We start from the raw sequence: 24,421 nt of genomic DNA, 5'->3' as shown, positions 1-24,421 counted from the left end.
TTTCTCTTTTTGTCAAATTTTATGTTAAGAAAGATGTGACTAATGGATAGCTTATCAAGGGGGGCAGGGGGGATCGAACCTAAAATCCATTTTTAATTTAATTATAACCAGCTACTTAACTCAATTATATGTTAACTTATTGACTAAATAAAGGATTCTACTTCTCTTAAATCAAGCTTTTATGGTGCGTGTTTGCCCGTATTTAAAGGAAATTTGTTAATAATTAAATTATGATCGCGCCGTAACGCACCATCTTAATTTGTAGGGTGCGTTAATGTTCTCGGTTCTTCTCTTTTTCTCACCTAACGGCTGGTCGATTTTTTTGAGAAAATTGAGTTAATAATCTCTAGGTTGAGTTAAGGTTTGTAGTTACGCTTTAGCGACAACTTCTGGGGAAAATCGGGCTAGAGCATCGACATTGCTTGTATTCCCAAGACTTGCCTGACTTGCCTTTACTGTTCTTTGTGGCGAGAAAAAGCCAGATCAGCAGTCTCGATTACCTTTAATAGCTGTTCGATGCGGTTTTCCGTTGGGGGGGCCAAACAGGGAAAAACGGCTAAACCGGGGATTTGATTGGCTACCTCGGTGACAGCCACATCAAGGGTGACTAGGGGTAAATTAGCGAGGGTTTCCGACTCGCTCAAGGTTTGCAGATAAGAGTATAAATCTTCCGCGATCGAACTATCAATTAAGATAGCGTCCACCTCCCAGACAGTAGCTAAAAGTTCCGCCTGTTCGCAACTATCGGCCTCGATAAAACGATAATTTTCCCGAACTAATTGATTATTCCAAATCCAGCTAAAGGAAGATAAATCGGAGAAATTGGGGGCATAATGACCGTGTAAACGCAGCAGAGTCGGAGCAGTGCGCCGTTTTCGGCTAGTAACGGGAGAACCGGTCAGATTTAGGCAAGCTTGCAGGGCAGCCGAGGTGATTGGTGGAACCAGAAAACTATCGGCCCCTTGCTGTTGACTGCGGTTGCGCTCGGAATCGGCGGCGGTGACAATAACTTTTATATCTTTGGTTTGGGGATGGGATTTCAGCAGCGTTAACACATCCCAACCGGACAAGAGGGGTAGATTGGGATTGAGAAAAACACAACGGGGTTTTAACTGCCGGGCTTTTTCGATCGCCTCAGTGCCGCTACGAGCGATAATAGCTTTTAATCCCAATTCACTCAAGCGATCGACAAACTGTTCGATCACTTGGGGATTAGCTTCCACCACCAACACCAGACGCTGGGGAGTAGCGGACTCCTGCTCGGCACCTTGGGGATGAACCGGCAGTAGTAAAGTAAATTCACTACCTTCCTGGGCCCTGGAGACAAAGGATAGATCGCCACCGTGACAGCGTGCTAATTTTTGGCTGAGGACTAAACCTAAACCTGCGCCCTCAAATTGACGGGTGAAAGGACTTTCTAGCTGTTGGAATTTCTGAAAAATCAGATGCTGGGATTCTTCTGGAATACCGATCCCCGTGTCCCAGACGGTAAAAGCCAGCCAATTTTCCCAACGATTGACTTTAATGCCCAAATTACCGCCATCAACGGTAAATTTTACCGCATTATCTAACAAATGCACTAACATCTGTTGTAAACGGGTTTCATCGGCCAGGACATAATCTAACCCCGATTCGATGTCAAGACGATAGCTGCTGGGGAGATCAAGACGTTGGGGATACTTATCGACGATGATATCGTACACCCGTTGACAGAGGCGATCGATTTTGACTCTAGATAAAGTTAATTGTAGTTGTCCTGTCTCTAGGCGGGTTAAATCGAGGAGATCATTGACCAGAGCCATCAACTGGCGACCGCTGCGATAGATTAAATCGGCATATTTGGACTGTCGGGGGTTAAGTTCACCGATTTTTTGTTCCCGGAGCAGACTGGAGAGACCGATAACGGCGGTGAGGGGCGATTTAAACTCATGGCTAACACAGGCGAGAAATTCATCCTTAAGACGATTTAAATGGACTAGATCGGCATTTTTAACCGCTAATTCCTGACAATATTGCTGTTGTTCGGTGATATCGGTGGCTAACAGTAACCACAGTTCTGAAGCTTTCTCGATCAAAGGATAATTATCCGTTAAATTTAACGGCACGGACAACAGGCGCCAAGTCTTGGTTAAACCCGATGTCACTGTTTCTAGACGCTGGGGAAACAGGGGGGGAGTGGGGGATGGGAGGGTTAGGGGGTCATTAACCAAAGCAAAGGGAGATTTATCAATATTAGCGGGGAAAGCTGCCCCGATTTGTTGACACCAAGCCTGATTTTGGTATAAAATCCCTGCTTCTGGACTGTAGAGCAGCACCGGCAGCGGTAATTGTTCCAGAAATTCCAGAGGATGATCGCTGCGGGGGGGGGTAATGCGATCGCTGATGCGGAGCTGCGGGGGGGGATCATCGAGAATCGAACGCCCGAGACAAAATTGGAGAAGTTTGCCCGTGTCTAAGCGTCCTAACAGTTTCCCCTGAGCATCGACTAAAATAGGGGCTTTTGCGATCGCTTCTGCCGTCAGGGTGGCTAGAAACTCACTCACGGCCATGCGCGAGTTAAGAGGGATAATTGGACGCAGCCAACCGCTTAGATCGAGACGGTTGCAGGAGGGGTTTCTGGTTTCGGGGTGCTGTTGTTGATAGAGGAGGTAAGCAATCAGGGCTTGACTCTCAATCAGTCCTAGGGGACAATACCTCTCATCCACCACCACGATCGCTTCTGGATTGCCCGTGTTAATTAAATCGCAAAGACTGGCCCTGTCAATAATTAATTCACAGGCAGTGACGGATTGATTAAAGTGATGGAGACTGAGGGTAACGCTAGGCATGGGGATAATTAGGGGGCGGTGGCGGTAGCTTTAGGGCATAATTAGGGTTTGCGGCAAAAAGTTTTTCGGTGGGGGCAGGGTGTAGGGTGTAGGGTGTAGGGTATAGGGTTTTACCGATTTTCAGGTGGTCAATTACCTAATTTTCAGGGCAAAAGTCCCTGAATTTTCCCCCTGATCACTCCCATCCCCGGCACTTTTGGATTTCAAAAAGGTCTAAAAGTCTTATCCAACAAGGTTTTTAGATTTATTCAGCCAGCCCTAATTAACAAACTGATGGCCAAACTATTAGTCGTCCTAGAACTTGAATTTACCTTGATTATGACGCTCGCTCATCTAGAGAACCGCTCCATTGATTACAATTAACTACGATACCTACTGCCAAAAAGCAAAGTTAACCTTTAACTTCCCTTAGCTGATGGCGGGGGGTTGTCTTCTCAACAGAGAAAGCCTAACCTATTGTTTGTCAATTTCTATCTACCTTGCGGGTGAGAAAACGTTGCCTCCGAGACTGACTATTTATGCTTTTGTCCCAACGGACTCACCCTTAACGGGGGTGAGTTCACCCCCAGGGCTGGTTAATTCTTTGACGGCTTTATTGGCTAATGAACGGTATAATCTAACCCTGGGGTCATCTTCTAGCGAACTATTGGCTAATATCGAGGCAGAGAAGGAAAAAATCGATTGTTTGCTGGTGGTCTTTCATCCTTCCCTACAGCCGACTTTTAATCAACTCTACGAAGGGGGGATTTTACTGCCAGTAGTGATCATTGTCGCTGACAAGAACATCGCTCCTGAGATGAATGACTCTCCCACCTGTCTCTATCATAGTGCCGAATTACAAATCACCGTCAAGGAATTAGACAGCATCACCTCGGTCATCGACCAAGCGATCGCTCGATTTCTCCATTTAGCTCCTAATTGCTCTTTTTCCGAGCGTACTACGATTGTTAACCAACCGAATCCCGTGGAAAATAATCACAGTTTTCTCCTCCTACAACAGCGCCGTTTAGCAGAAAAATTAAAAGAAAGACTCGGCTATTTAGGTGTTTACTACAAACGCAACCCGCAGCTATTCTATCGCAATCTTGCCCCGGAGGAAAAAAAAGAATTACTGCGGGAATTAAGAAGAGATTATCGGGAGATTATTTTAAATTACTTCCAACAGGATTATCCGATTAATCAAGCGATCGATGAGTTGGTTAATAATGTCTTTTTTACCGATCTCTCAGTGTCGCAAATTCTGGAAATTCACATGGAGTTAATGGACGAATTTTCCCAACAGTTAAAATTAGAAGGCAGAAGTGAGGAAATTCTCCTAGATTATCGTCTCGCTCTCATTGATATCCTTGCTCACTTGGGGGAAATGTATCGTCGTTCCATACCTCGCGAGGATATCCCTTATGATTTATTATTGGGAATAGACTAAAATCTCCCCAATAAATAACAATAAACTCCTATCCCCAGCCCCTTTGATCTTAACCTATGAGCGTCTTTAAAAAAACCTATGTTTTAAAACTGTACGTCGCCGGGAACACCCCCAACTCCGTGCGTGCCTTAAAAACCCTGAAAAATATCCTAGAAGAGGAATTTCAGGGAGTGTATGCGCTCAAGGTGATTGACGTGCTGAAAAACCCACAACTAGCGGAGGAAGATAAGATTCTCGCTACTCCTACCCTTGCGAAAGTCCTCCCTCCCCCGGTGCGGAAAATTATCGGTGATTTGTCTGATCGAGAGAAGGTTCTGATCGGTTTAGACTTACTATACGAGGAAATTCGTGAACGAGAAAATGATAGCTAGGTCTTTGTCCATAGTTGATTAGACGGGTTATATTGATTGAAGAAGAAATGATCGGGGCTTAATCTAGTACCTCTATGGGAAAGTCAAGAGTCAATGGAAATCGAGATAGTGTAAAGTGTTTAGTCAGGCTTGATATGTTTCTGTGGAAAAATTAGATAAAAATCCTACTCTTTAAATACTCGCTGGATAAATAATGACTCAATCTAACTCTAATAGCCAATCGAATCCACCGATTAAACCGAAAGGTGTTCGCAAAATTAGAACCCTAATTGAAGGTTTTGATGAGATCACTCACGGTGGTTTACCCATGGGGAGAACTACCTTAGTTAGTGGCACTTCTGGCACGGGAAAAACCCTGCTTGCTGTGCAATTTCTCTATCATGGGATCAAGTATTTTGACTATCCGGGCCTGTTTGTTACTTTTGAAGAATCTCCCACCGATATTATCCAAAATGCCTATAGTTTTGGTTGGGATTTAGAAGAATTAATTGACCAGGGTAAATTATTTATTCTCGATGCTTCCCCGGATCCGGAAGGTCAAGAGGTGGTGGGTAGTTTTGATCTTTCGGCCCTAATCGAGCGCATTCAATACGCAATTACCAAATATAAAGCCAAACTGGTATCAATTGACTCTGTAACTGCCGTTTTTCAGCAGTACGAAGCGGCATCAGTGGTGCGGCGAGAAATTTTTCGGCTCGTGGCCCGGTTAAAATTATTAGAAGTGACTTCAATTATGACCACGGAACGTATCGAAGAATACGGAGCGGTGGCCCGTTTTGGTGTGGAGGAATTTGTCTCTGATAATGTGGTAATTATGCGGAACGTGCTAGAGGGAGAAAGGCGACGCAGAACCGCAGAAATCCTCAAATTACGGGGAACAACCCACATGAAGGGGGAATATCCCTTTACTATCACCAATGATGGCATTAATATCTTCCCCCTCGGTGCGATGCGTTTAACTCAGCGCTCTTCTAATGTCCGCATTTCTTCGGGAGTAAAAACCCTTGATGATATGTGTGGAGGCGGTTTTTTCAAGGATTCGATTATTTTGGCCACAGGAGCAACAGGTACGGGTAAAACTCTCTTAGTCAGTAAATTTCTGGAAGAAGGCTGTAGGCGCGGTGAGCGGGCGATTTTGTTCGCTTATGAAGAATCTCGCGCCCAATTGTCCCGAAATGCTTCTTCTTGGGGGATCGATTTTGAGGAGATGGAACGCAAGGGATTATTAAAATTATTGTGTTCTTACCCCGAATCGGCGGGATTAGAAGACCATTTACAGATGATTAAGTCGGAAATCTCGGAATTTAAACCCTCCCGCATTGCCATCGATTCTCTATCGGCGCTCGCTCGCGGGGTGACAAATAATGCTTTTCGGCAATTTGTGATCGGGGTGACAGGATACGCCAAACAGGAGGAAATTACGGGATTTTTCACCAATACCACCGACCAATTTATGGGAGCGCACTCGATCACTGAATCCCATATTTCTACGATTACCGACACGATTTTAATGTTGCAGTATGTGGAAATTCGTGGCGAAATGTCGCGAGCGATTAACGTCTTTAAGATGCGCGGTTCTTGGCACGATAAAGGCATTCGTGAATATACTATCAGTCAGGATGGGGCGGATATCAAGGATTCTTTCCGCAATTACGAGCGGATTATTAGTGGTTCTCCGACTAAAATTAGCGTCGATGAAAAGACTGAATTATCGCGGATTGTTCGCAATGTACGCGAAAAATTACAGGATGAATAATCGGGAGTTGACTGATGGAGATTATTTTGAAGAGCGATCGGGTAAAGTCGGTCTTAGGGAAAATAACCACCAAATCAATAAACCTAATATAATCCAGAGAATATCTTTAACCCGGCGAATTACAGAAATCGCTAAACCTAATTCTAGACTACCGGTTAAGGAAGCACCCAGCAGCACTAAAGAACCTTCTAAAGTACCGATATTAGCGGGAATAAAAAAGGTTCCAGCGCGTACCAATTGGGCAACAGAATCAAATAACCAAGCATCGGCAAAACTGATCGGATGTTGGAGAAATTGCATTAAAACATAAATTTCTAAAACTCCGAGGGGCCAATTGAGAAAACCGACGATCAAGCCATTTCTAAATAGGGGCAGATTCCGGTAAAATTCTCCTAAACGATCATCGACACTGCGAAGATTTTCTAAAGGTTTGGCTAGGCGATCGCCTAAAAAAGAATGACCTAATCGATTAACTATTCTGGAGGATAAACGGAATCGCTGAATCAAGAAAAATATCAGAATACAACTGGAGAATATAGCAAGACTTAATCCGGTAAAAGTTTTAAAAGAATTAGAAAATTTTGGGGAAGCTAGGAGCAGAAAAAAACCGATAATTGCAAAGAAGACAAGGGAAGCAGTATTTAACGTCTTGGTCAAAATAATCGAGGCGCTGGTTTCTTTGTAGCTAATCTGATAGTGAGTTTTTAACATCACTGCTTTAAAACCTTCTCCTCCCAACGAAGCGAAGGGAGTCACGCGATTAAAGGCTGCCCCTACCATGTAAATTAATAATAGGCGAATTGTCCATCTAGGTTGGATAGGCATACTTTTAAAAGTTAGTTGCCAAGTAAAAACATCGGTGAGAAATTCTAGGAAATAAAAAATAATCACTAATGTCATTCCCCACCAACCGACTAGGGTGATTTGTTGCCAAACTTCTTGCAGATTTGTTTGGCGCAAAATTACCCCTAGTAAAACAAAACCTAAACCCAGAAAGATAAATTTAAGATATTTCATATTAAATTATGAGTTATGAGTTATGAGTTATGAGTTATGAATTATGACTGATAACTGATAACTGATAACTGAAAAAGCTGATAACTAAAAATAATTCCAACGTTGAATAAATGGCAGCCAATGGGATTCGACTAACTCGATCGCTTTTGGTTCTGGGGGATAATTATTTTTTTTATATCCTTGCAGACTGGCGATATATTTCTCAAAGCGAGGCATAGATATTTTTAAGTCGGGAAGTTGCAGTTGATCGTAAATTTTCTCGATTTGTGCTAGGGGGTCTTTTTCTAAATCTTCAAAACGAATTTCTACAAAACTATCGGCGGGTAAATCGGCACTATCTCCCAGGAGAGAATTAAGCATTGGGGGATAACTTTTCAGAATCGCTTGCTCGATGACATCAATAGATAAATTATCGTAGGGTTGCAGTGCTAGTTCCGGTAGGATGCGGGTGAAAAAGTGGCGGGTTGAGGGAAAAACTAGATAGGGATTGCGGTAGATATGAATAAATTTAGCATCGGGCCAGATAGCTCGCAATCTGGCGATGTGTGCCGTATAAACGGGGTTTTTGAGTAGTAATTGTTTGCCTTTTTGGTGGATGGAAACTTTTTTTAATAGATGAGTATGCCAACGTTGCCAATTGGCGATTTCTTTCTCGCTGCAGCCTTGAAAAAAAACCCCTCGCTCGAAATGGTACTGAAAACGTTGGGGAAAGTATAAACCATGGTAGTAGGAAAGGGGGATCATGCTGGCCAGGGCGATCGAGTCTTCTTGGGGTGAATTGGGAGTAACGGCAACGTTATCCACATGGCGATCGCTCGGTAGGGCCAATTCTAGCAGCGGTTGAAATAAGCGGACGATACCGAGGATATCCCAGGGTAATCCCACCGCTAGGGGCGAAATATAGCCAAAATGCTCCGATTGACCGAGTAAATTGTGCAGATGGGTCGTGCCGCTGCGCCAATAGCCGACAATAAAAATGGGTGCTTTTACCTGCACGCGGCGCTCATAAAACCCTGTCATTAAAATTCGTTCTAGGGTAGAAAAAGGCAGTCGCGCTAGGGTAACTGTCAGCGCCAGGGTTGCTGGGGCCAAATTGGGGCGATCGATGCCGCCATTAGTCAAAAATAAACGTAATAGGGTACTAAGATTACTACCGCAGAGGGGATGAAACAAACTGGACATATTAACTATTTTTTGGCGGTTTTTTGGCGGATAGCTTGACTGGCCAAGGTTTTGCCGAATTCCCAAGCGGCCCCTGGGAAGCGATGTGCATCAGCGACCACATCTTTAACGGCGGTGACAAGCCAACGGCAATCCTCATCGGAGAGGGTGAGGGGGGGGATAAACTTGATGATATTCATGCCGTGGCCGGAAACCTGGGAGAGGATTTGATGACGGGTAAAGAGGGGAACGACGATTAACTGGGAAAATAGCCCTTTATTGGCGGTTTCTAGCATTTTCCAGGCGGCTTTTAGTGACCAACTGCTCGGCTCGGCAAATTCCAAGGCGATCATCATACCCAATCCCCGCACTTCCTGCAAACATTCGTACTGATCTACGAGGGGCTGCAGTTCTGCGATAATTTGTTGACCGATTGCAGCCGATCGCTCGACTAATTTTTCCTCCTCAATCACCTGTAAAGTGGCAATACCGGCGGCCATGGCCAGATTATTTTTACCAAAAGTGCTACCGTGAACCACAGAACGATCCATGCGATCGAATACTTTATCAAAGATCCAGCGACGACAGAGAACCGCTCCCACTGGCACAAAACCACCCGAAAGAGCCTTGGCAACACATAAAATGTCCGGTTCTACCCCCCAATGTTCCACTGCCCAAATTTTGCCAGTCCGGCCTAAACCGGTCTGCACTTCATCGGCTACAAAAAGAGTGCCATAACGACGACAAAGGGCAGCCGCCGCCGGGAGATAGTTCGGTTCGGGAATTCTCACCCCGTGACCTTGGATCGGTTCGGTAATAAAAGCCGCTACGTCTTGGTTAATTAGAGCTTTTTCGAGTGCGGTCAGATCGCCGAAGGGAATTTCCTTAAAATCGGCGACAAATGGTCCAAATCCCTGGCGATAATGGGGATCGCCGGTGGCGGAAAGGGAACCCATGGTTAACCCGTGGTAGCCTCCCTGACAGTAAACAATTTGGCTGCGTCCGGTGGCGTAGCGGCTGAATTTAATGGCAGCCTCGACGGTTTCTGTGCCGGAATTAGCAAAGAAAACTCGTTCTAATCCGGGAGGGGCGATCGCTGCTAACCGTTCCGCCAGCAATCCCGCTAGGATAGAAGCATCCAATTGGACTAAATTGGGCAATGCTGCCGTCAATACTTCTTGTAAAGTTTGCACGATCTTGGGGTGATTGCGTCCGAGAGCGAAAACACCAAAACCACTCAGTAAGTCCAGATACTTTTCCCCCTGATTGTCGAATAGGTACGGACCTTCAGCTTTAACGTAGTGGCGATCATAGCCGATCGTTTTTAGTACCCTAACCATCTGGGGGTTTAGGTATTGTTCGTGGAGGGCAAAGTTCTCTTCTAGTCTTTTTTCTATCAGTTCTAAAATGCTCATAAATTCCAGATTTGATGACTGAAAAACTAATTTTTAAACACCTCAAACCCGATTATGTTGATAGCACATTATCATGATTTTTGGTTATCTAATATTATAAATTATTGAATGTATTTTGTCAAGTATTTAAGAACTTATCTAGGACAATTAAACTAATTCACTCTTGTTGGCTAAAGGTTAAAGCGACTTTTAGATAATTTATTAGTCAGTTTTTATATGGTTGGGGCGCAAGCGATGCGCCCAAAATGTAATATCAGTAAACTGTTTACTGTTCACTGATAACTGATTACTGATAACTGATTACTGATAGCTATAAAAAAACCGACCAACAAGAGAGAATTCCTGTCAGTCAGTCGGTGATGATAGGCTGAATTTTAGTCAGCTTTATTTCTTAGCGGGGGCAGCCTTAACGAGTTCCAATTCACTTTCAGCGAAGTTATTGGTATTCAGTCCACCGGCGCTACCACTAAAACCGTGGTAGTTAACAGTGTTAAAACGGACGATAACGGGATAGAGGATACCACTTTTGTCAACACTGGCTACGGTTCCTACATCGTTGTACCAGTAAGACTCTTTCCGTTTGACTCTAACTTCGGCTCCGCGTTCGATTCCAGGCATAGCTGTTGTTTTTTTTTAGGGTTTAGTTAACAGGTTACAATCAGAGCGAGTTTGCCGAAAGGGTTTTTACTTTAAGTTTTATTGCAAATCTTGCCACTCCACTGCCACGAAATGCCCCGAACGTCCCCATAGGTCTGCCTTTGGTGCAATGTTAACGATTGTTAAGTTAAAGGGAATAGCCGTAGTCAGGTATTTTTGGGCCGACATTCCCACATCTGGCCCGATTTGAAAAGCGGTGGCAGTGGCTAAACCTAAGCCTAATAACTGAGAAATCAGACCTCTGGGGAAGATAAGATGAGTTCCTAAGACTAAGCCGGCGGTTAAGGCTAAAGTTACCGATAAATTGGTGCCACAACGCGGATGTAATGCCAATTGCCCCTCGCCATTTTTGAGACGACGGAGCGCCTGTTTGGCCGCAATTTGCAGTTCATTTGTATTAATCTGTCCGTAGAGATAAAAACCCCTATCGGTGGACAGTCCCCCCAGGGCCTCGTTATCTGCGGGGGAATGGTCAAAAGGCGATTGACGACGGGCAGCCATTTCGCTTAATACCCAGACGGTGGCGTGTTCCAAAGCGTGAACCTGTCGCAGGGTGAGAAATTCTTTGACACCGGGGATAAAGCCGATTTGTGCCAGTAAATCGCTGTCTTGCTGGGGCGAGGGGTTAAACCAGTCAAAAGAGGGGTTAGAAGGGCTACTAGAGGTCATAAAGTTGCGCTAGGGCGAGTTTTTTCGAGGAATATGAGGGTGCTATCGGGTTGCAAGGCGGTATCCCAGTCGGTGTCTTTAATGGGAATTGACCAGGGTGGTTTCGACAAAAAAGGGAAAATCTGACCACCGGGGAACTGCTGCTAGTTCTTGCTTTCGGTAAGAAGCGAAAGGATTTCAGTTATCTCGATTGCTAGTCTTGGTCATAAAAACTGTAGTCAATTAGCTGTCTAAATAGGCGTTAATGATAGCGAGAGCCACTAAGGGAGCGGTAATTGTTCTCAAAATGCGTTTTCCCAGTGATACAGGTAGAAAATCAGCGGCGATTGCTTGTTCTATTTCTGCCTCCGTCCATCCCCCTTCCGGTCCGATGGCCATGGTTATCTCGGTTGATGTTTGTAATTGAGAAAGTAGCGGGGCCACTGTTCTACGCGTAACACCAATATAACAAGTTGTCTGTGGGTTAGCTCCCCGCTTAAGGATGGCTAAAAATGGCTGTGGTTCTTCGATTATGGGAATAATCTGTCTTTCTGATTGTTCTACAGCTTCCCGGGCAATTTTTCGCCAACGGTCAATTTTTTGAGGACTAGGATTAACTAAACCGCGTTCTGTCAGCAGCGGGATAATCCGATAAACTCCTAATTCGGTGGCAGCGCGAACAATATCATCAAAGCCATTTTTGGGAATTGCTACCATTAAATTCACTTGTACTGGTAGTTCGCTAGTTTCGTTTATCGCTTCTAAAAGATGGGCAGAATTATCAATTATTTCCGCTAACCACGCTTGTCCTTGTCCATTGAGGGCAATAAAACGGTCATGGGATTTTAAACGAACAACTTTTTTAAGATAATGACTTTGTTCGGGTGTTAAGACAATTAACCCGTTTTCTAGGGTGTTAAAATCAAGAAGAAGACGGTAATACAAGGCGGTTTAGTATATATTGCTATTGTGTTCAGAATCACTGTCAGCTATCTATTTTAGCTTTTGTGGTGTTTTTGTATAGGGTAGATTAGCCTAAAACCGGCTCTTCTGGTTTCTGTGTGGAAACGAGGTCTATACTGATAGTTTCTTCCGCAAAATAGTCCTAAAAGTCTTGCCCAATAAGAACTTCAGGATTTCATAAGCAAAAATTATCACACAAAGTCGAGAAGAGCCAAAACCTTGATCATTAACAAACATGGGAATTGATTAATGAATTTACTAGGCATCGTTTTATACTCTTTTACTGGGGTGCTTTTGTTGGGGTTAGCTGTAGCTATCTGGTGGTTGGTCGATACCCTATCTTTATCCCCCACTAAACCGAAAAGAGCTACTTCTAAAAATAATCGTCAAAATTTGCCAATCAGTCAGCAGCAACTTTTCTACTTAGAAAGAGAACTTTTAACCCTCGTGAATGGAGATAAAGCTTTAGCGACTCGATTACTTTTAAGTATTAGATTGAGAAATCCCCAACGTAGTAAAAGCTGGTGTTATGAAAAAGTGATTTATGACTTAAAACGAGATCGAGGAGGAATTTAAATTGCCACTACAACAGTTAGACCTATTAGAAGAATATCACAGGGATCACCATAATCTCATTGAAAAAAATTTATCTACCTTGTTTAGATTGGTACCCGATTGGTGCGTCAGGGAAAAAGAATCGCTCGCTCTAGTTCCTTAGACAGCGATCGAGTTGTGTTATTATCACAGTTGTCTTCGGGAAATACTGACGCATTAGTGACAGTAAAATGTCTTGATGAGAGAGTTGATATAACACAAGTCAGTCCAGGAATTATCCTCGATGCTGATGCTTCTCCTCGTCAATTTATTCAACGTCGCAGCAAAATTATCCCGGCAGCTGGTGGCCAAGAAAAAAGCAACTTGAATCGATGTCTTAACCCTTGGAGCGATAGTGAGGTAAAATTAATTGCATCGGAGATCAAAAGAGTTATTGATTTTGCCCGGGCAGCCAGCAATCAAGCTACAGTTATTAACAGATTAGTCCAAGAATTAAGTTACTATGGTCTTACCTACTCAGATCTGTTATAAAATTTCTCCTCATCAAGGTATCTATTGGCCAATAGGAATTAAGACTTGACAATACCCACTCCCCAACCCACAAAAAATTCATGGACATAACTGCTAAAATTGAAGAACTGGCACAAAAATATGAGATACCTCCCCAACTGCTAAAGGAAGCCATGGCTTTAGAAGTAGAAAAAATTACTCTAAAAAATCGGCAGCTATCACCTAAAATTGTCAAACTTATCGAAAAATATACCGACTCCTCACAATAAATAAACTCTATGACTTTGAGACTGAAACAAATTCGCTTAACTAATTGGAAATGTTACCCTAGTCAAAATATTACTTTTAACCTGCATCCCGACAGAAAAATTCATATTATCTTCGGTAATAATGGCCACGGTAAAACTTCTCTGATGACGGCGATTTTATGGTGTCTCTATGGGGTAGATATTGTATCTAAAGAGACTATGAAAACCTATTTTTATAGAGGTGAGGGGGATTCTTCATCAGCAGAAGAAAAAGAAATGCGGGTAGAATTAAATTTTACTAGAAACGAGAAAAATTACTTTATCAGTCGCACAGCGAAATTAAAAGTTAATGGTAGCACTTCTTCTCTCAGCTTAGAGGAAGCATTATTTTATGAAGATGGAACCATAAGAAGTAACTCTAGGGAATATATCGAAGCATTGCTTCCTAAATCTATTCGAGATTTTTTCTGTTTTGATGGCTTAAAAATTGAACAATATACCCAGATAACTCAAACTAAAGAAGCAAAAGAAGCAATTGAAAAAGTTTTGGGTATCCCGGAATTAAGAAATCTGCGCGATGATACAGAAAAAGCCTTACAAGAATTAGAAAAACGTTTAAATAAAGCAGAGGGAACCAGTCAGGAATTTACAGATAAGCTGCAACAATTGCGAGAATTAGAAGAAGAAATTGATCTGCAACAAGGTCAGCGTAAAAATGCTAAAGATGAGGAAAAAAATGCTATAGTTATCTACCAAGTCGCTCAAGAAAAAGCTGCTCAGATTGAAAGTTTACGAGAAAAATTAGAGGAAATTAATAACTTAGATAAAAAGCGTATCGGTTTACAAACTGAGTTAAATAACCTGCAAAAGTCTATTGATTCTTGGTTAAAAACAGCTTCGATACCTTTGCTGATTAACTTTGTGCAGGAAATGGCCGATGATTTGCAAGTTACTAGCTTAAAAAGCAACTATAAAACTAATTCTACAGCAATTTTTAAAGCAATACTTGACGACGAAAGCTGTCTATGTGGTCGTTGTTTAGATAAAAGTTCTCGTGATTTTATACTTCAACAAATTGCCGAACTAGAGTCCTTAGAAGTGGACAACACCACCAGAATAGAAAAAGATCAAATTAGAATTTATTTACAGGGAATTATCCGAGATAATGCCAAATTTAGCAATTATAGTCAATTGCTTTTACAAAGAGATCTTTTAGAAGAAGAAATCGAAGAAATTAATCAAGATATGAGACAGCTAAAACAGGAAACCACGGGAATAAATCAAGATTCGGTGAGGGATATTTGGCGAAAAGTTGACGAATCGGAACAAAAAGTTAAGGAGATTGAAGAAAGGATCGAACGCTTGCAAAAGGACATTGAAATCAAAGAAAAGCAATTAGAAAATTTACGCAAAGAAGTGGAAATTTTAGCTAGTGAAAATCAAACCACATCGATGTTATCTAATCAGGTTAAAATGGCCATAGGTTTAAAAAATGCCACTAACGAATTAATCGAATGGCATATCGATAATTCTCAAAAAATGATTAATCAAGTAACCAGCGATCGCTATTTACAAGTAACCAACAAACCAGAGGAATATAAAGGAGTAGAAATCACTCCCGAATATACTTTAGGAATCCGTACCATCACGGGAAAATTATTAAATCCCGATGTCTTAAGTGCGGGAGAAAAGGAAGCTTTAGCTTTTGCTTTTATCACTGGTTTAAATCAAATAACCGATAATTGTGTTCCCCTAATTATGGATACACCTTTTGGCCATTTAGACAAAGAACATCAAAAAAATATTATTAACTCTCTCCCTAATTTAAACTCCCAAGTGATTATTTTAGCCACGGATCGCGATCTTCCCGATCCACTTTTAAATCTGCTGCTCCCCTATACTACTGATATGTTCAAAATACACCGTTTGGCTGCCGATGAAGATGCTTCCGTGATTGAAGTGATGGAGAATTACTAATGCAGAGAATCGATCCCAGTTTGAAGATTTATGCCTCGGAAACTTCCAGAAATTATCTACAGGTACTAAAAGATAATAAAACCTTTGAGCGCATGGTAGATGCTTATTTATTCGCCGCTGCTTTTGCCATTAAAGAAGACTTCAGTATCTACGGAATCAATCTGAGTAATCGACAAGATTTAATTAATATTAGCCAAATCGAGCCAGAAGTTATTTTAGCTTTAACCGCAGGAATTTATATTATCTGTAAAAAGAATTCCTATCCTCAACCTAGCGATGGCAAAGAAGTTTTAGATAAGATCTGTCAATACGCAGAAGTGGGATTAAGGGAATTAAAAGAACGCTGGCAAGGCAAAGTCAGCAATCAAATCCAAGCTGACATTGAGAGAATTATCAATAATCTCTAAAATTCTCCCTATCTAACTATCTTTTTTAGGGATAACGACAAATTAGATTCTTTCCACACTGCCAAAAAAGACGGGTTCCACGCGAATAGCAACGATACTAGCTGGACGTAAAACCATATATTCCCCTTGAATATTTCTGATCGGAACATTGATAAAATCCCTGGAATCGGCTTTCGGAACTAATTCGTTACTGTACCACTTTTGAAATTCTTGGATAGTCAAAAAACGGACTTCCTCGCGATGTCCACTGCTCAAGAACAAATGTACTGCGTACTCATCAGCCTTTCTACTCATTTTTTTTAACTAATCAGATTGAATTTTTGTAATAAAGTTGCCATTAAAGGCGGAAAAGTGAGACGCAATTCGCTCAGATCCGAGAAAATTAATTTTTGGTAGCTTGGCAGGTCAAAAGCTAGTTTACCCTTTAATTCCGCCCGATTTTGATAGGTTAGCAGAATTTGTCCGCCCTGTTTACAAGCGATCGCATAACCTAATTCTACACCCACTAGGGGACTGGGCAGTAATTCCGTTTCCTTTTGGCTAATCGCCGTAGCATCGGCAATAAATAATAAACTTTTGCGAATTTTGCGTAATTGACTATCACTCAACCGGGTGACATTGCCCTCAGTTCGAGGCGTTTCTTCCATAGTTAAGGGCAAACGGGAGCGTTTATTGAGATTTTCGACGGTTTCGGTCAAAACTGTTTTTAAAGCGGTGCTAGAGTCCTTAAATTGGCTTTGGGAGCTAAAATAAATGATGGGATCCAGCCAAGTGCTGAGGTCCTGTTTAGTAAAGTAAATTTCTTGGGAAATCAGGTCAATATTCGAGATGACGTAACCGCCACTACCTTCGAGGTAGAATTCCACCCTTTCCCCTTCTAAATAGCGTTGGAACCAGACAGAACCCTGTATTGTCAGACTATCATCGAGAAAATCGGCTCTTAAACCCGATTTTAAAAGACTATTGCGACTTAAGCGCAAGTCGTGGGGACGTTTGACAACCTCGCGGATAGGTTCGTATTTGTCCAGATACCAAGCTTTCAGAGCGATGATGGCCATAGGTGTGGCGATTAAAGACACTCTCCCATTTTAGCAGTAAGCACCGATATCCTCTCCACATTCATCGGCCAGGTAAGAAAGAGCGCGAAATCTTAACATCATCAGGTTTTCGTAGAGGGGATTTAGCTTGCAAAGGGGGGGAATCTCTAGAATTGTCCAGCTAAATAGGTTAATTTTTCGCGCAAAGGGACATTGAGCCGGAATTAGACGACAAATCCTGTGAGCTAGTTCAGGTGTATTGATTTCTAGGCGATCAATTCGTTGCCGCAGGGGTTGCCATAAATCCCATTTTGGTTGCGGTGACGGATTTTTCCGATTGCCTTTCGACCAAGGGGCGATCCAATTAGAGACAATTATTTTATTTGTGGTATAATCTGATACATCAGCATCGGCCATAGCTTTATCTTCAATTGATTGACTCATAAGGTTCTATCTGAGATTACGACAGGGCAAATGCTCTTTCCCGAAAATCCTCTAGGACGTTCGGACATTTGACCGCTTTAACGATAACATCTCTGGGATAAAATTACTCGTTAAGACTACACAGGAACGCTGGGGCTGCGGAGAGGAAATTTGAACTTTTGTACTAATTCCCGATCTCCGAGTTATCACCTGAAAGCTAATAGGCAACAGACGACAATAAGATAACGTCATGAGTCAGTTTAACTAGATTAATCTCTAAGCTTCCCCCAAAGATATTGGCTCTGATTAGAGCTATTTCTAGGTTAGCAAAAAGTCAGGTTTTTTCACGTCAGCATAGTACACTTTTTCTGGGTATAAAATATCACCCGCTTTTGTCAAAGATACGCAATGCAAGGGGTGGGGTGTGGGAATTATGAATTATCAACTATGAATTATGAATTGGGTAGTTGGCTCTCTTAGGTTTGGTGGGCAAAATGTATTCTAAGATACAGTCCTGCTGGCGGTCGCAACGCGCTCGCTACGCGAGAGCGAGTGGAAGGAACCACAAAGACACAAAGGACACAAAGATTGATCGATCCTATGTAAGTTAAACTTATCACACAGAACCTAGAAGAGCCAGGAGTTTTTTGCTGTGAACTGATAACTGATAACTGATAACTGATAACTGATTTACATTCTTTCCAAAACGGGAATTCCCAGGAGAGATAAGCCTAATTTTAGGGTTCTTGCCGTTAAATCACACAAAACTAAACGAGAGGTTTTAATCGGTTCTGCTGCTTTCAGAACGGGACAATTTTCGTAGAAACGATTATACTTTTTACTGAGTTCATAAAGATAATCACATAAACGATTGGGTAATAAATCCTCTTCCACTGCACTAATTACTTCCGGCAGTTGCAGTAATTGTTTAGCCAGAATTAATTCGCTTTCATCCTTGAGAATTAGCGGTGAATTGGCACTTAAATCCTGAAAATTAATATCACCTTCGCGACTGATACTCTGAACCCTAGCGTAAGCGTACAGCATATAGGGGGCGGTGTTGCCTTGCAGATTGAGCATTTTGTCGTAACTGAAAACGTAGTTACTATTGCGATTTTGGCTGAGATCGGCGTATTTAACGGCACTTAAACCGACAGTTTCGGCAGTCTTAGCGATAAAATCGCCGGTTTCTTCTCTTTCCTCGCTTGCCAGTCTTTTTTCTAAGTCAGCTAGGGAATAGGCGATCGCTTGATCGAGTAATTCTTGTAATTTTACCGTCTCCCCGGAACGAGTTTTTAATTTTTTACCATCTTCCCCTAAAACTAATCCAAAAGCGACGTGAACCACTGCCACATTATCGGGTAAAAATCCCGCTTTTTTAGCCACCTGAAATACTTGGGCAAAATGGTTAGCTTGTCCAGCATCAGTAACATAAATTATTCTTTCGGCCTTATCTTGCCGAACTCGATAACAAATTGCTGCTAAATCGGTGGTAGCGTAATTATAACCGCCGTCGGATTTCTTGACAATTAGGGGCAGAGGATCCCCCTCTTTGTTGGTAAAACCATCGAGAAAGACGCATAAAGCGCCGTTGTCTTCTGTTAGCAATCCCTGTTGATCTAATTCTCTGATTACTGTCTCAAGGTAGGGATTATAAAAAGATTCCCCCCTTTCGGTTAGTTTTATATCGAGAATATCATAGATTTTCTGAAATTCCCGTCGTGATTGTTGACAAAGTAACTGCCATGCTTGACGACTTTGAGGATCACCCGACTGTAATTTTACTACAGCTTGGCGGGCAGTTTCTTTAAAGTTTTCGTCTTCATCAAAACGAATTTTAGCCTTTTTATAAAAGCTAACTAAATCCCCTAAATCAAGAGCATCTGCTTGGGTTAAAGCACTAGGATAAGCTTCTTGTAGATAGGTGATTAACATCCCGAATTGAGTACCCCAATCCCCAACATGATTAAGACGAATTACTTGATGATGACGAAATTCCAAAATCCGAGCAATACAATCACCAATTATAGTCGATCGCAAGTGGCCAACGTGCATTTCTTTGGCAATATTGGGACTGGAAAAATCGACAATAATTTTTTGACTGGGGTTAGCAGCGGCAACCCCTAAACGGTTGTCAGTAATTAGGTCTTTTAATTGGGTTTCTAGATAACCTGGTTTCAGGGTAAGATTGATAAAACCGGGTCCAGCAATTTCGGGGGGTTGACAGAGATCATCTATCTCTAGATTTTTTAGTAAAGTTGTCGCCACTTCCCGGGGTTTTTGTTTTAATTCTTTGGCTAAAGAGAGGGAAATATTACATTGATAATCGCCAAAACGGGGGTTACTAGCGGCCACAATTAGAGGATCGGTAGCGGTGAAGTTTTCCCCAAAGGATTTAACTAGGGATTGGGAAAAACGCTCTTTTATTTGTTGGATAATGGCAGTCATAGAGAGAATTTAGCAGTTAGGGATTAGACAAAAATTGAGAAGGAATCAATTAGCTTCCTAGCAGTGACCAGATTATGGGTCGAATTAGCTACTGAAGATGCCGATTGATGGTATTCTTTCAAGACCTTTTTGCTCATCTTTTGTGGTGTATTCATTATAGTTTCGAGCCAACGAGATTAACAATCCAGATAACTTGGGTGATTGACCATCTTACCTGATCATAATCTGAAGGCGAATCCAATGCAGCTGGCTGCTGGGAAACATTTGCTTTAATATAGTAAGTAAGCTTTACCAATAGTACAACCATGTTAGCCAGTTATATTGATCAAGCGATGGCATTAGCTCGATACGAAATCATTGAAGAAGATGGCACTTATTGGGGTGAAATTCCACCCCTTCAGGGAGTTTGGGCAAATCACGCCAATCTAGAAGATTGCCAGCAAGAATTGCGCGAAGCTTTAAGCGATTGGATTGCTTTGCGTCTGTGTTTAGGTTTGCCGATTCCAGTGTTAGCAGGAATAGATCTTAATCTCCTTCCTCAACCCATGTCTTCAATTTAAGATATGTCTAAATTAACCGCCGTATCATGGCTTAATCTAGTTCAAAGATTACGAGAACTTGGGTTTGACGGTCCCTACGCTGGGGGTAAACACCCTCAAATGCGTCGGGATAATTTAACGATAATTATCCCCAATCCCCATCAAGGAGAAATAGGGGTAGGACTGTTAAAACGCATTCTCAATCAAGCGGGTATTACCAGAGAAGAATGGCTGGGAAAATAGCAGGGAAAACACCGCATTTAACCTACTGCTTAACCAATAAAACCACGGCATAAACTGCGATACCTTCTTCTCGTCCTACCGGTCCCAATTGTTCGTTAGTAGTGGCTTTAATTCCCACCTGGTCCGGATTAATCTTGAGAGTTGCTGCTAATTTGGCTCGCATCGCAATAAGGTGAGGTTTCATTTTCGGTTTTTCGGCAACAATTACCGAATCAATATTATTAATCTGCCAACCTTTATCGATAATTAATTGATTAACTTGTTCTAATAATTTTAAACTATTCGCCCCTTGCCATTGTGGGTCTGTGGGGGGAAAATAATGACCGATATCGCCTAAACTAAGCGCACCCAGCATGGCATCCATAATAGCATGGGTTAAGACATCGGCATCACTGTGACCCAATAAACCGACAGTATGGGCAATTTCTACTCCTCCTAAAATTAAAGGTCTTCCTGTTACTAATCGGTGGATATCGTAGCCGTTACCAATACGAATATTCATAGAGCAGTCCTCATTGTCGGTGTTTCTGCAAATGTGAGATGCACCCAAATTGCGGTAGAATTTTCTTGGGGATAATCTCCTAAATTCTGACTATCCACTGCCGATTGCCGCAAAGGATAGCCATTTATTCTATCAGATTGAGAAGATATTAAATATGATAACACTTGTGACTATATTTTTCACTGCCTTGCTGGCAGTTACGGATTTTACTTACCAAGTTTTGATTCATTTTCCCATACAAATCCTCAATTCTTTGGGGTCGTTGCTGTCCTATGGAGTAATCGGACTGATAATTTTAGTCCTAGTGTGGATTGTAGGTGACTGATTTCTCGGTAGAAAAAAATGAGAGAATCAGCCTTAGCCAATTCTCCCCAATTTAAACCAACCTTTAATTTTTACTGTTCACTCACTAGCCACTGCTTGGGGTTGTCCTTGCGGTTGGAATTGGAACAGGGAATAAACCACGTTACGACGGATATCAATCATCATTTCTAAAAACATCTCGTAGCCTTCCTGTTTATACTCAATTAGGGGGTCTTTTTGACCGTAACCGCGTAAACCAATCGACTCGCGTAAAGCTTCCATAGCTTGCAGGTGTTCGCGCCATAACATATCGATTTGTTGCAGGATAAAATAACGTTCGGCATCGCGCATGAAACCGGCGCGAATATTATCGACTTGACGTTCCTTAATTTCGTAGGCTTTGCGAACTTCTTCGTGTAGGAACATCTTGATATCATTAACACTCATATCCTCGATATCTTTAGCGGTAATATCTGCCAACAGATAGACGAATTCCTGAGATTTACTAATCAGTTTTTCTAAATCCCATTCTTCTGCCGGCAGTTCGGGATTAATATAAGCCATGACGATTTCATCCATGGTTTTTTCGGCGTATTGCAGCACCTGTTCTTTTAGGTCCATCCCCTCCAAAACCCGACGACGTTCGGCATAAATAGCGCGCCGTTGATTATTCATCACCTCGTCGTATTCAAACACCTGTTTCCGGGCATCATAATAGAAGGTTTCCACTTTTCTTTGCGCGCCTTCCAGGGAACGAGTTAACATTCCCGACTCAATGGGCATATCTTCTTCCACCCGGAAGGCATCCATTAAACCCGCCACGCGGTCGCCCCCAAAAATCCGCAATAAATTGTCTTCTAGACTTAAAAAGAAGCGTGTGGAACCGGGGTCGCCCTGTCTGCCCGCCCGGCCTCGCAATTGGTTGTCAATACGGCGGGATTCGTGGCGTTCCGTCCCGATAACGTGCAGTCCGCCCCTTTCTACTACCTCATCGTGTTCTTTACCTGTGTAATCTTCATAACTTTTGCGAATTAATTTATAGACTTCGCGTAACTTTTGAATAACCGGGTCATCCGTGGGAGCTTTTTCAGCTGCGATAGCGATTTTTTCTTCTGCTTCTAATTCGAGTAAACTTTGAGTTCCGTGGGTATCAACGGCAAATTTAACCGCTTCTTTCAGGGCATTTTCTACCTCTTTCGGTAACTCGGTGGGAAAAATTTCCGCCGAGGCGCGCCAGTTTTTTTTCTTCTTACCCGGGGCGAATCCTTGCGGGCGATTGCGTTCTCCTAAACTGGGTAAACTAAAGGCCAAATTGTCATCCTCGGGCATAACTAATTTCGGCATTAAATACTCGCGAATTTTCAATCGGGCCATATAGTCGGAGTTACCACCGAGGATGATATCGGTTCCCCGTCCCGCCATGTTCGTGGCAATAGTTACGGCTCCGGCCCGGCCTGCTTGGGCGACGATTTCCGATTCCCTTTCCACGTTTTCCGGACGAGCATTAAGTAAGTTATGGGGAATCTTTCTTCCCTGTAATAACAGCGAAAGCACTTCCGATTTTTCCACACTGGTGGTACCAACTAAAACCGGGCGACCCTGTTCGTGCATTTGTTGACATTCTTCGGCGACGGCGTTCCATTTTGCCTGTTCATTTTTATAGACCACATCGGCTAAATCTTGCCGACGAGAAACGCGGTTAGTGGGAACAATTGTTACTTGCAGGTTATAGACTTTTTCTAGTTCCGTTTCTTCAGTTTTGGCCGTCCCGGTCATGCCGGATAATTTCGGATAGAGTAGGAAAAAGTTTTGATAGGTAATCGTGGCTAAGGTTTGGGTTTCCTGTTGAATTTCTACCCCTTCCTTAGCCTCCACTGCCTGATGTAAACCATCGCCCCAACGTCGCCCCGGTAATACCCGTCCCGTGAACTCATCAACAATAACAATTTCACCACTGCGAACGATATAGTTAACGTCTTTTTTCTGGAGTTCTTTGGCACGAATAGCGTTAGAAATATAGTGCGCCCAGGGATTTTCTTGGTCGTATAAATCGGTAACTCCCAATAGTTCTTCCGCTCTTTTAAAGCCTTCATCGGTCATTAAAACGTTACGGTCTTTTTCGTTAACTTCGTAGTCTCCTGGTCCGTCTTCTACTTTTTGGCGCACTAATTGCTTGGCGATTTCGGCGGCGAGAATATATTTTTCTGTGGGTCGATCGATCTGTCCTGATATAATTAATGGAGTTCTGGCCTCATCGATAAGAATGGAGTCCACTTCGTCGATAACGCAGTAGTTAAAGGGTCTTTGGACAACTTCCCCCATCACTGTAGCCATGTTATCGCGCAGATAATCGAAGCCGAGTTCGCTGTTAGTGGTGTAGGTGATGTCACAGGCATAATTTTTCTTTCTTTCTTCTGGACTCATGCCGGCTTGAATTAGTCCCACACTTAACCCTAAAAAGCGGTGTACCTGCCCCATCCATTCCGCGTCACGACGGGCGAGATAATCGTTGACGGTGACGACGTGAACCCCTTTTCCGGTCAATCCATTCAAATAAGCGGGGAGTGTGGCAACTAGGGTTTTTCCTTCCCCGGTTTTCATCTCGGCGATTTGTCCTTTGTGGAGTACCATTCCCCCCAATAACTGCACGTCAAAGTGACGCATCCCTAAGACTCGGATTCCCGCTTCCCGGACAATGGCGAAAGCTTCGGGGAGGATTTCCTCGAGAATCTCCTCTCTTTCGTCATAATTTCTCGCTTTGTCTAATCTTTCCTTAAATTCGCTGGTTTTGCCCCTTAATTCCTCATCGGATAGGTTTTTAATGTCTTCTTCCAGCAGGTTGATTTCGGTGACGAGGGGCTGAAATTTTTTAATTTTGCGGGCGTTGGGATCTCCGAGTAGGGCTTTTAACATAGCAGTTTTTATTCTCTCGCTTCGATTAGCTCTTGGTCTGTGGTGTTAACAATTGTATCACTCTCGTTGGGAGT

The 24,421-nt window shown here is 42.7% G+C and carries 23 protein-coding genes; 10 read left to right on the top strand and 13 right to left on the bottom strand.

Annotated elements, in window-relative coordinates:
• Window positions 1–452 precede the first annotated feature (452 nt).
• Complete coding sequence (locus tag EWV60_RS21630; RefSeq protein WP_287234639.1) at window positions 453–2,828, bottom strand: ATP-binding response regulator; 2,376 nt, start codon at window positions 2,826–2,828, stop codon at window positions 453–455.
• Window positions 2,829–3,324: 496 nt separating this feature from the next.
• Between EWV60_RS21630 and EWV60_RS21625 the strand changes: the two genes are divergently transcribed.
• From EWV60_RS21625 to kaiC, 3 genes are all read left to right on the top strand, one after another.
• Window positions 3,325–4,254 (top strand): circadian clock protein KaiA, encoded by a 930-nt coding sequence (locus EWV60_RS21625; RefSeq protein WP_103112530.1) that lies wholly within the window; start codon window positions 3,325–3,327, stop codon window positions 4,252–4,254.
• A gap of 56 nt (window positions 4,255–4,310) precedes the next feature.
• Window positions 4,311–4,625: a circadian clock protein KaiB gene (gene kaiB / locus EWV60_RS21620; RefSeq protein ID WP_002733742.1), complete on the top strand. Its 315-nt coding sequence runs from the start codon at window positions 4,311–4,313 to the stop codon at window positions 4,623–4,625.
• 193 nt (window positions 4,626–4,818) lie between these two features.
• The gene (gene kaiC, locus EWV60_RS21615) at window positions 4,819–6,381 is read left to right on the top strand and encodes a circadian clock protein KaiC (RefSeq protein ID WP_002743493.1); all 1,563 of its coding nucleotides are present in this window, start codon (window positions 4,819–4,821) and stop codon (window positions 6,379–6,381) included.
• A 21-nt stretch (window positions 6,382–6,402) separates the two neighbouring features.
• Here kaiC and EWV60_RS21610 read toward each other — a convergent pair whose 3' ends face one another.
• From EWV60_RS21610 to EWV60_RS21585, 6 genes are all read right to left on the bottom strand, one after another.
• A complete protein-coding gene (locus tag EWV60_RS21610) occupies window positions 6,403–7,398 on the bottom strand; it encodes a lysylphosphatidylglycerol synthase transmembrane domain-containing protein (protein WP_104397670.1) in 996 nt (331 codons plus the stop codon).
• Window positions 7,399–7,482: 84 nt separating this feature from the next.
• Entirely contained in the window at window positions 7,483–8,580 is a 1,098-nt protein-coding gene (locus EWV60_RS21605) for a sulfotransferase family protein (protein ID WP_149107878.1), read from the bottom strand.
• Window positions 8,581–8,585: 5 nt separating this feature from the next.
• Window positions 8,586–9,974, bottom strand: coding sequence for an aspartate aminotransferase family protein (locus tag EWV60_RS21600; RefSeq protein WP_287234633.1), 1,389 nt, complete (start codon window positions 9,972–9,974; stop codon window positions 8,586–8,588).
• Window positions 9,975–10,358: 384 nt separating this feature from the next.
• On the bottom strand, window positions 10,359–10,592 hold the full coding sequence (locus tag EWV60_RS21595; RefSeq protein ID WP_002800416.1) for a photosystem I reaction center subunit IV: 234 nt from the start codon (window positions 10,590–10,592) through the stop codon (window positions 10,359–10,361).
• A 78-nt stretch (window positions 10,593–10,670) separates the two neighbouring features.
• Window positions 10,671–11,300, bottom strand: a complete 630-nt coding sequence (locus EWV60_RS21590; protein WP_149107879.1) for a DUF6391 domain-containing protein — start codon at window positions 11,298–11,300, stop codon at window positions 10,671–10,673.
• Between the two features lie 222 nt (window positions 11,301–11,522).
• Window positions 11,523–12,224, bottom strand: coding sequence for a 16S rRNA (uracil(1498)-N(3))-methyltransferase (locus EWV60_RS21585; protein ID WP_130756349.1), 702 nt, complete (start codon window positions 12,222–12,224; stop codon window positions 11,523–11,525).
• Between the two features lie 267 nt (window positions 12,225–12,491).
• Between EWV60_RS21585 and EWV60_RS21580 the strand changes: the two genes are divergently transcribed.
• From EWV60_RS21580 to EWV60_RS21560, 5 genes are all read left to right on the top strand, one after another.
• A complete protein-coding gene (locus tag EWV60_RS21580) occupies window positions 12,492–12,818 on the top strand; it encodes a hypothetical protein (protein WP_016514887.1) in 327 nt (108 codons plus the stop codon).
• Window positions 12,819–12,920: 102 nt separating this feature from the next.
• Window positions 12,921–13,328: a restriction endonuclease gene (locus EWV60_RS21575; RefSeq protein WP_185239847.1), complete on the top strand. Its 408-nt coding sequence runs from the start codon at window positions 12,921–12,923 to the stop codon at window positions 13,326–13,328.
• A gap of 80 nt (window positions 13,329–13,408) precedes the next feature.
• On the top strand, window positions 13,409–13,576 hold the full coding sequence (locus EWV60_RS21570; protein ID WP_180995436.1) for a hypothetical protein: 168 nt from the start codon (window positions 13,409–13,411) through the stop codon (window positions 13,574–13,576).
• Between the two features lie 9 nt (window positions 13,577–13,585).
• Window positions 13,586–15,532 (top strand): AAA family ATPase, encoded by a 1,947-nt coding sequence (locus EWV60_RS21565; RefSeq protein WP_287234623.1) that lies wholly within the window; start codon window positions 13,586–13,588, stop codon window positions 15,530–15,532.
• Window positions 15,532–15,939: a hypothetical protein gene (locus EWV60_RS21560; protein ID WP_002732247.1), complete on the top strand. Its 408-nt coding sequence runs from the start codon at window positions 15,532–15,534 to the stop codon at window positions 15,937–15,939. The genes EWV60_RS21565 and EWV60_RS21560 overlap by 1 nt, the downstream gene beginning before the upstream one ends.
• A gap of 42 nt (window positions 15,940–15,981) precedes the next feature.
• On the opposite strand, the gene EWV60_RS21555 is transcribed toward EWV60_RS21560, so the two are convergent.
• From EWV60_RS21555 to argS, 4 genes are all read right to left on the bottom strand, one after another.
• A complete protein-coding gene (locus EWV60_RS21555; protein WP_002750923.1) occupies window positions 15,982–16,233 on the bottom strand; it encodes a hypothetical protein in 252 nt (83 codons plus the stop codon).
• A gap of 5 nt (window positions 16,234–16,238) precedes the next feature.
• Window positions 16,239–16,997: a hypothetical protein gene (locus EWV60_RS21550; protein WP_002743467.1), complete on the bottom strand. Its 759-nt coding sequence runs from the start codon at window positions 16,995–16,997 to the stop codon at window positions 16,239–16,241.
• A gap of 30 nt (window positions 16,998–17,027) precedes the next feature.
• On the bottom strand, window positions 17,028–17,420 hold the full coding sequence (locus tag EWV60_RS21545; RefSeq protein ID WP_002750927.1) for a Mo-dependent nitrogenase C-terminal domain-containing protein: 393 nt from the start codon (window positions 17,418–17,420) through the stop codon (window positions 17,028–17,030).
• Between the two features lie 669 nt (window positions 17,421–18,089).
• Complete coding sequence (gene argS, locus EWV60_RS21540) at window positions 18,090–19,847, bottom strand: arginine--tRNA ligase (RefSeq protein ID WP_287234616.1); 1,758 nt, start codon at window positions 19,845–19,847, stop codon at window positions 18,090–18,092.
• Between the two features lie 305 nt (window positions 19,848–20,152).
• Between argS and EWV60_RS21535 the strand changes: the two genes are divergently transcribed.
• Together EWV60_RS21535 and EWV60_RS21530 are read left to right on the top strand one after the other, a co-directional pair.
• Entirely contained in the window at window positions 20,153–20,407 is a 255-nt protein-coding gene (locus EWV60_RS21535; protein ID WP_002743455.1) for a type II toxin-antitoxin system HicB family antitoxin, read from the top strand.
• A gap of 3 nt (window positions 20,408–20,410) precedes the next feature.
• The gene (locus tag EWV60_RS21530; RefSeq protein ID WP_287234614.1) at window positions 20,411–20,629 is read left to right on the top strand and encodes a type II toxin-antitoxin system HicA family toxin; all 219 of its coding nucleotides are present in this window, start codon (window positions 20,411–20,413) and stop codon (window positions 20,627–20,629) included.
• Between the two features lie 22 nt (window positions 20,630–20,651).
• Here EWV60_RS21530 and ispF read toward each other — a convergent pair whose 3' ends face one another.
• Together ispF and secA are read right to left on the bottom strand one after the other, a co-directional pair.
• Window positions 20,652–21,131 (bottom strand): 2-C-methyl-D-erythritol 2,4-cyclodiphosphate synthase, encoded by a 480-nt coding sequence (ispF, locus tag EWV60_RS21525; RefSeq protein ID WP_287234611.1) that lies wholly within the window; start codon window positions 21,129–21,131, stop codon window positions 20,652–20,654.
• A gap of 402 nt (window positions 21,132–21,533) precedes the next feature.
• A complete protein-coding gene (gene secA, locus EWV60_RS21520; protein ID WP_287234608.1) occupies window positions 21,534–24,347 on the bottom strand; it encodes a preprotein translocase subunit SecA in 2,814 nt (937 codons plus the stop codon).
• Window positions 24,348–24,421 lie beyond the last annotated feature (74 nt).

It is taken from the genome of Microcystis sp. Msp_OC_L_20101000_S702 (assembly GCF_007095705.1).
Classification (GTDB): Bacteria; Cyanobacteriota; Cyanobacteriia; order Cyanobacteriales; family Microcystaceae; genus Microcystis; species Microcystis ichthyoblabe_A.
Note: the sequence above shows the minus strand (reverse complement) of the source record. Positions and strands in the feature narration are given on the sequence as shown.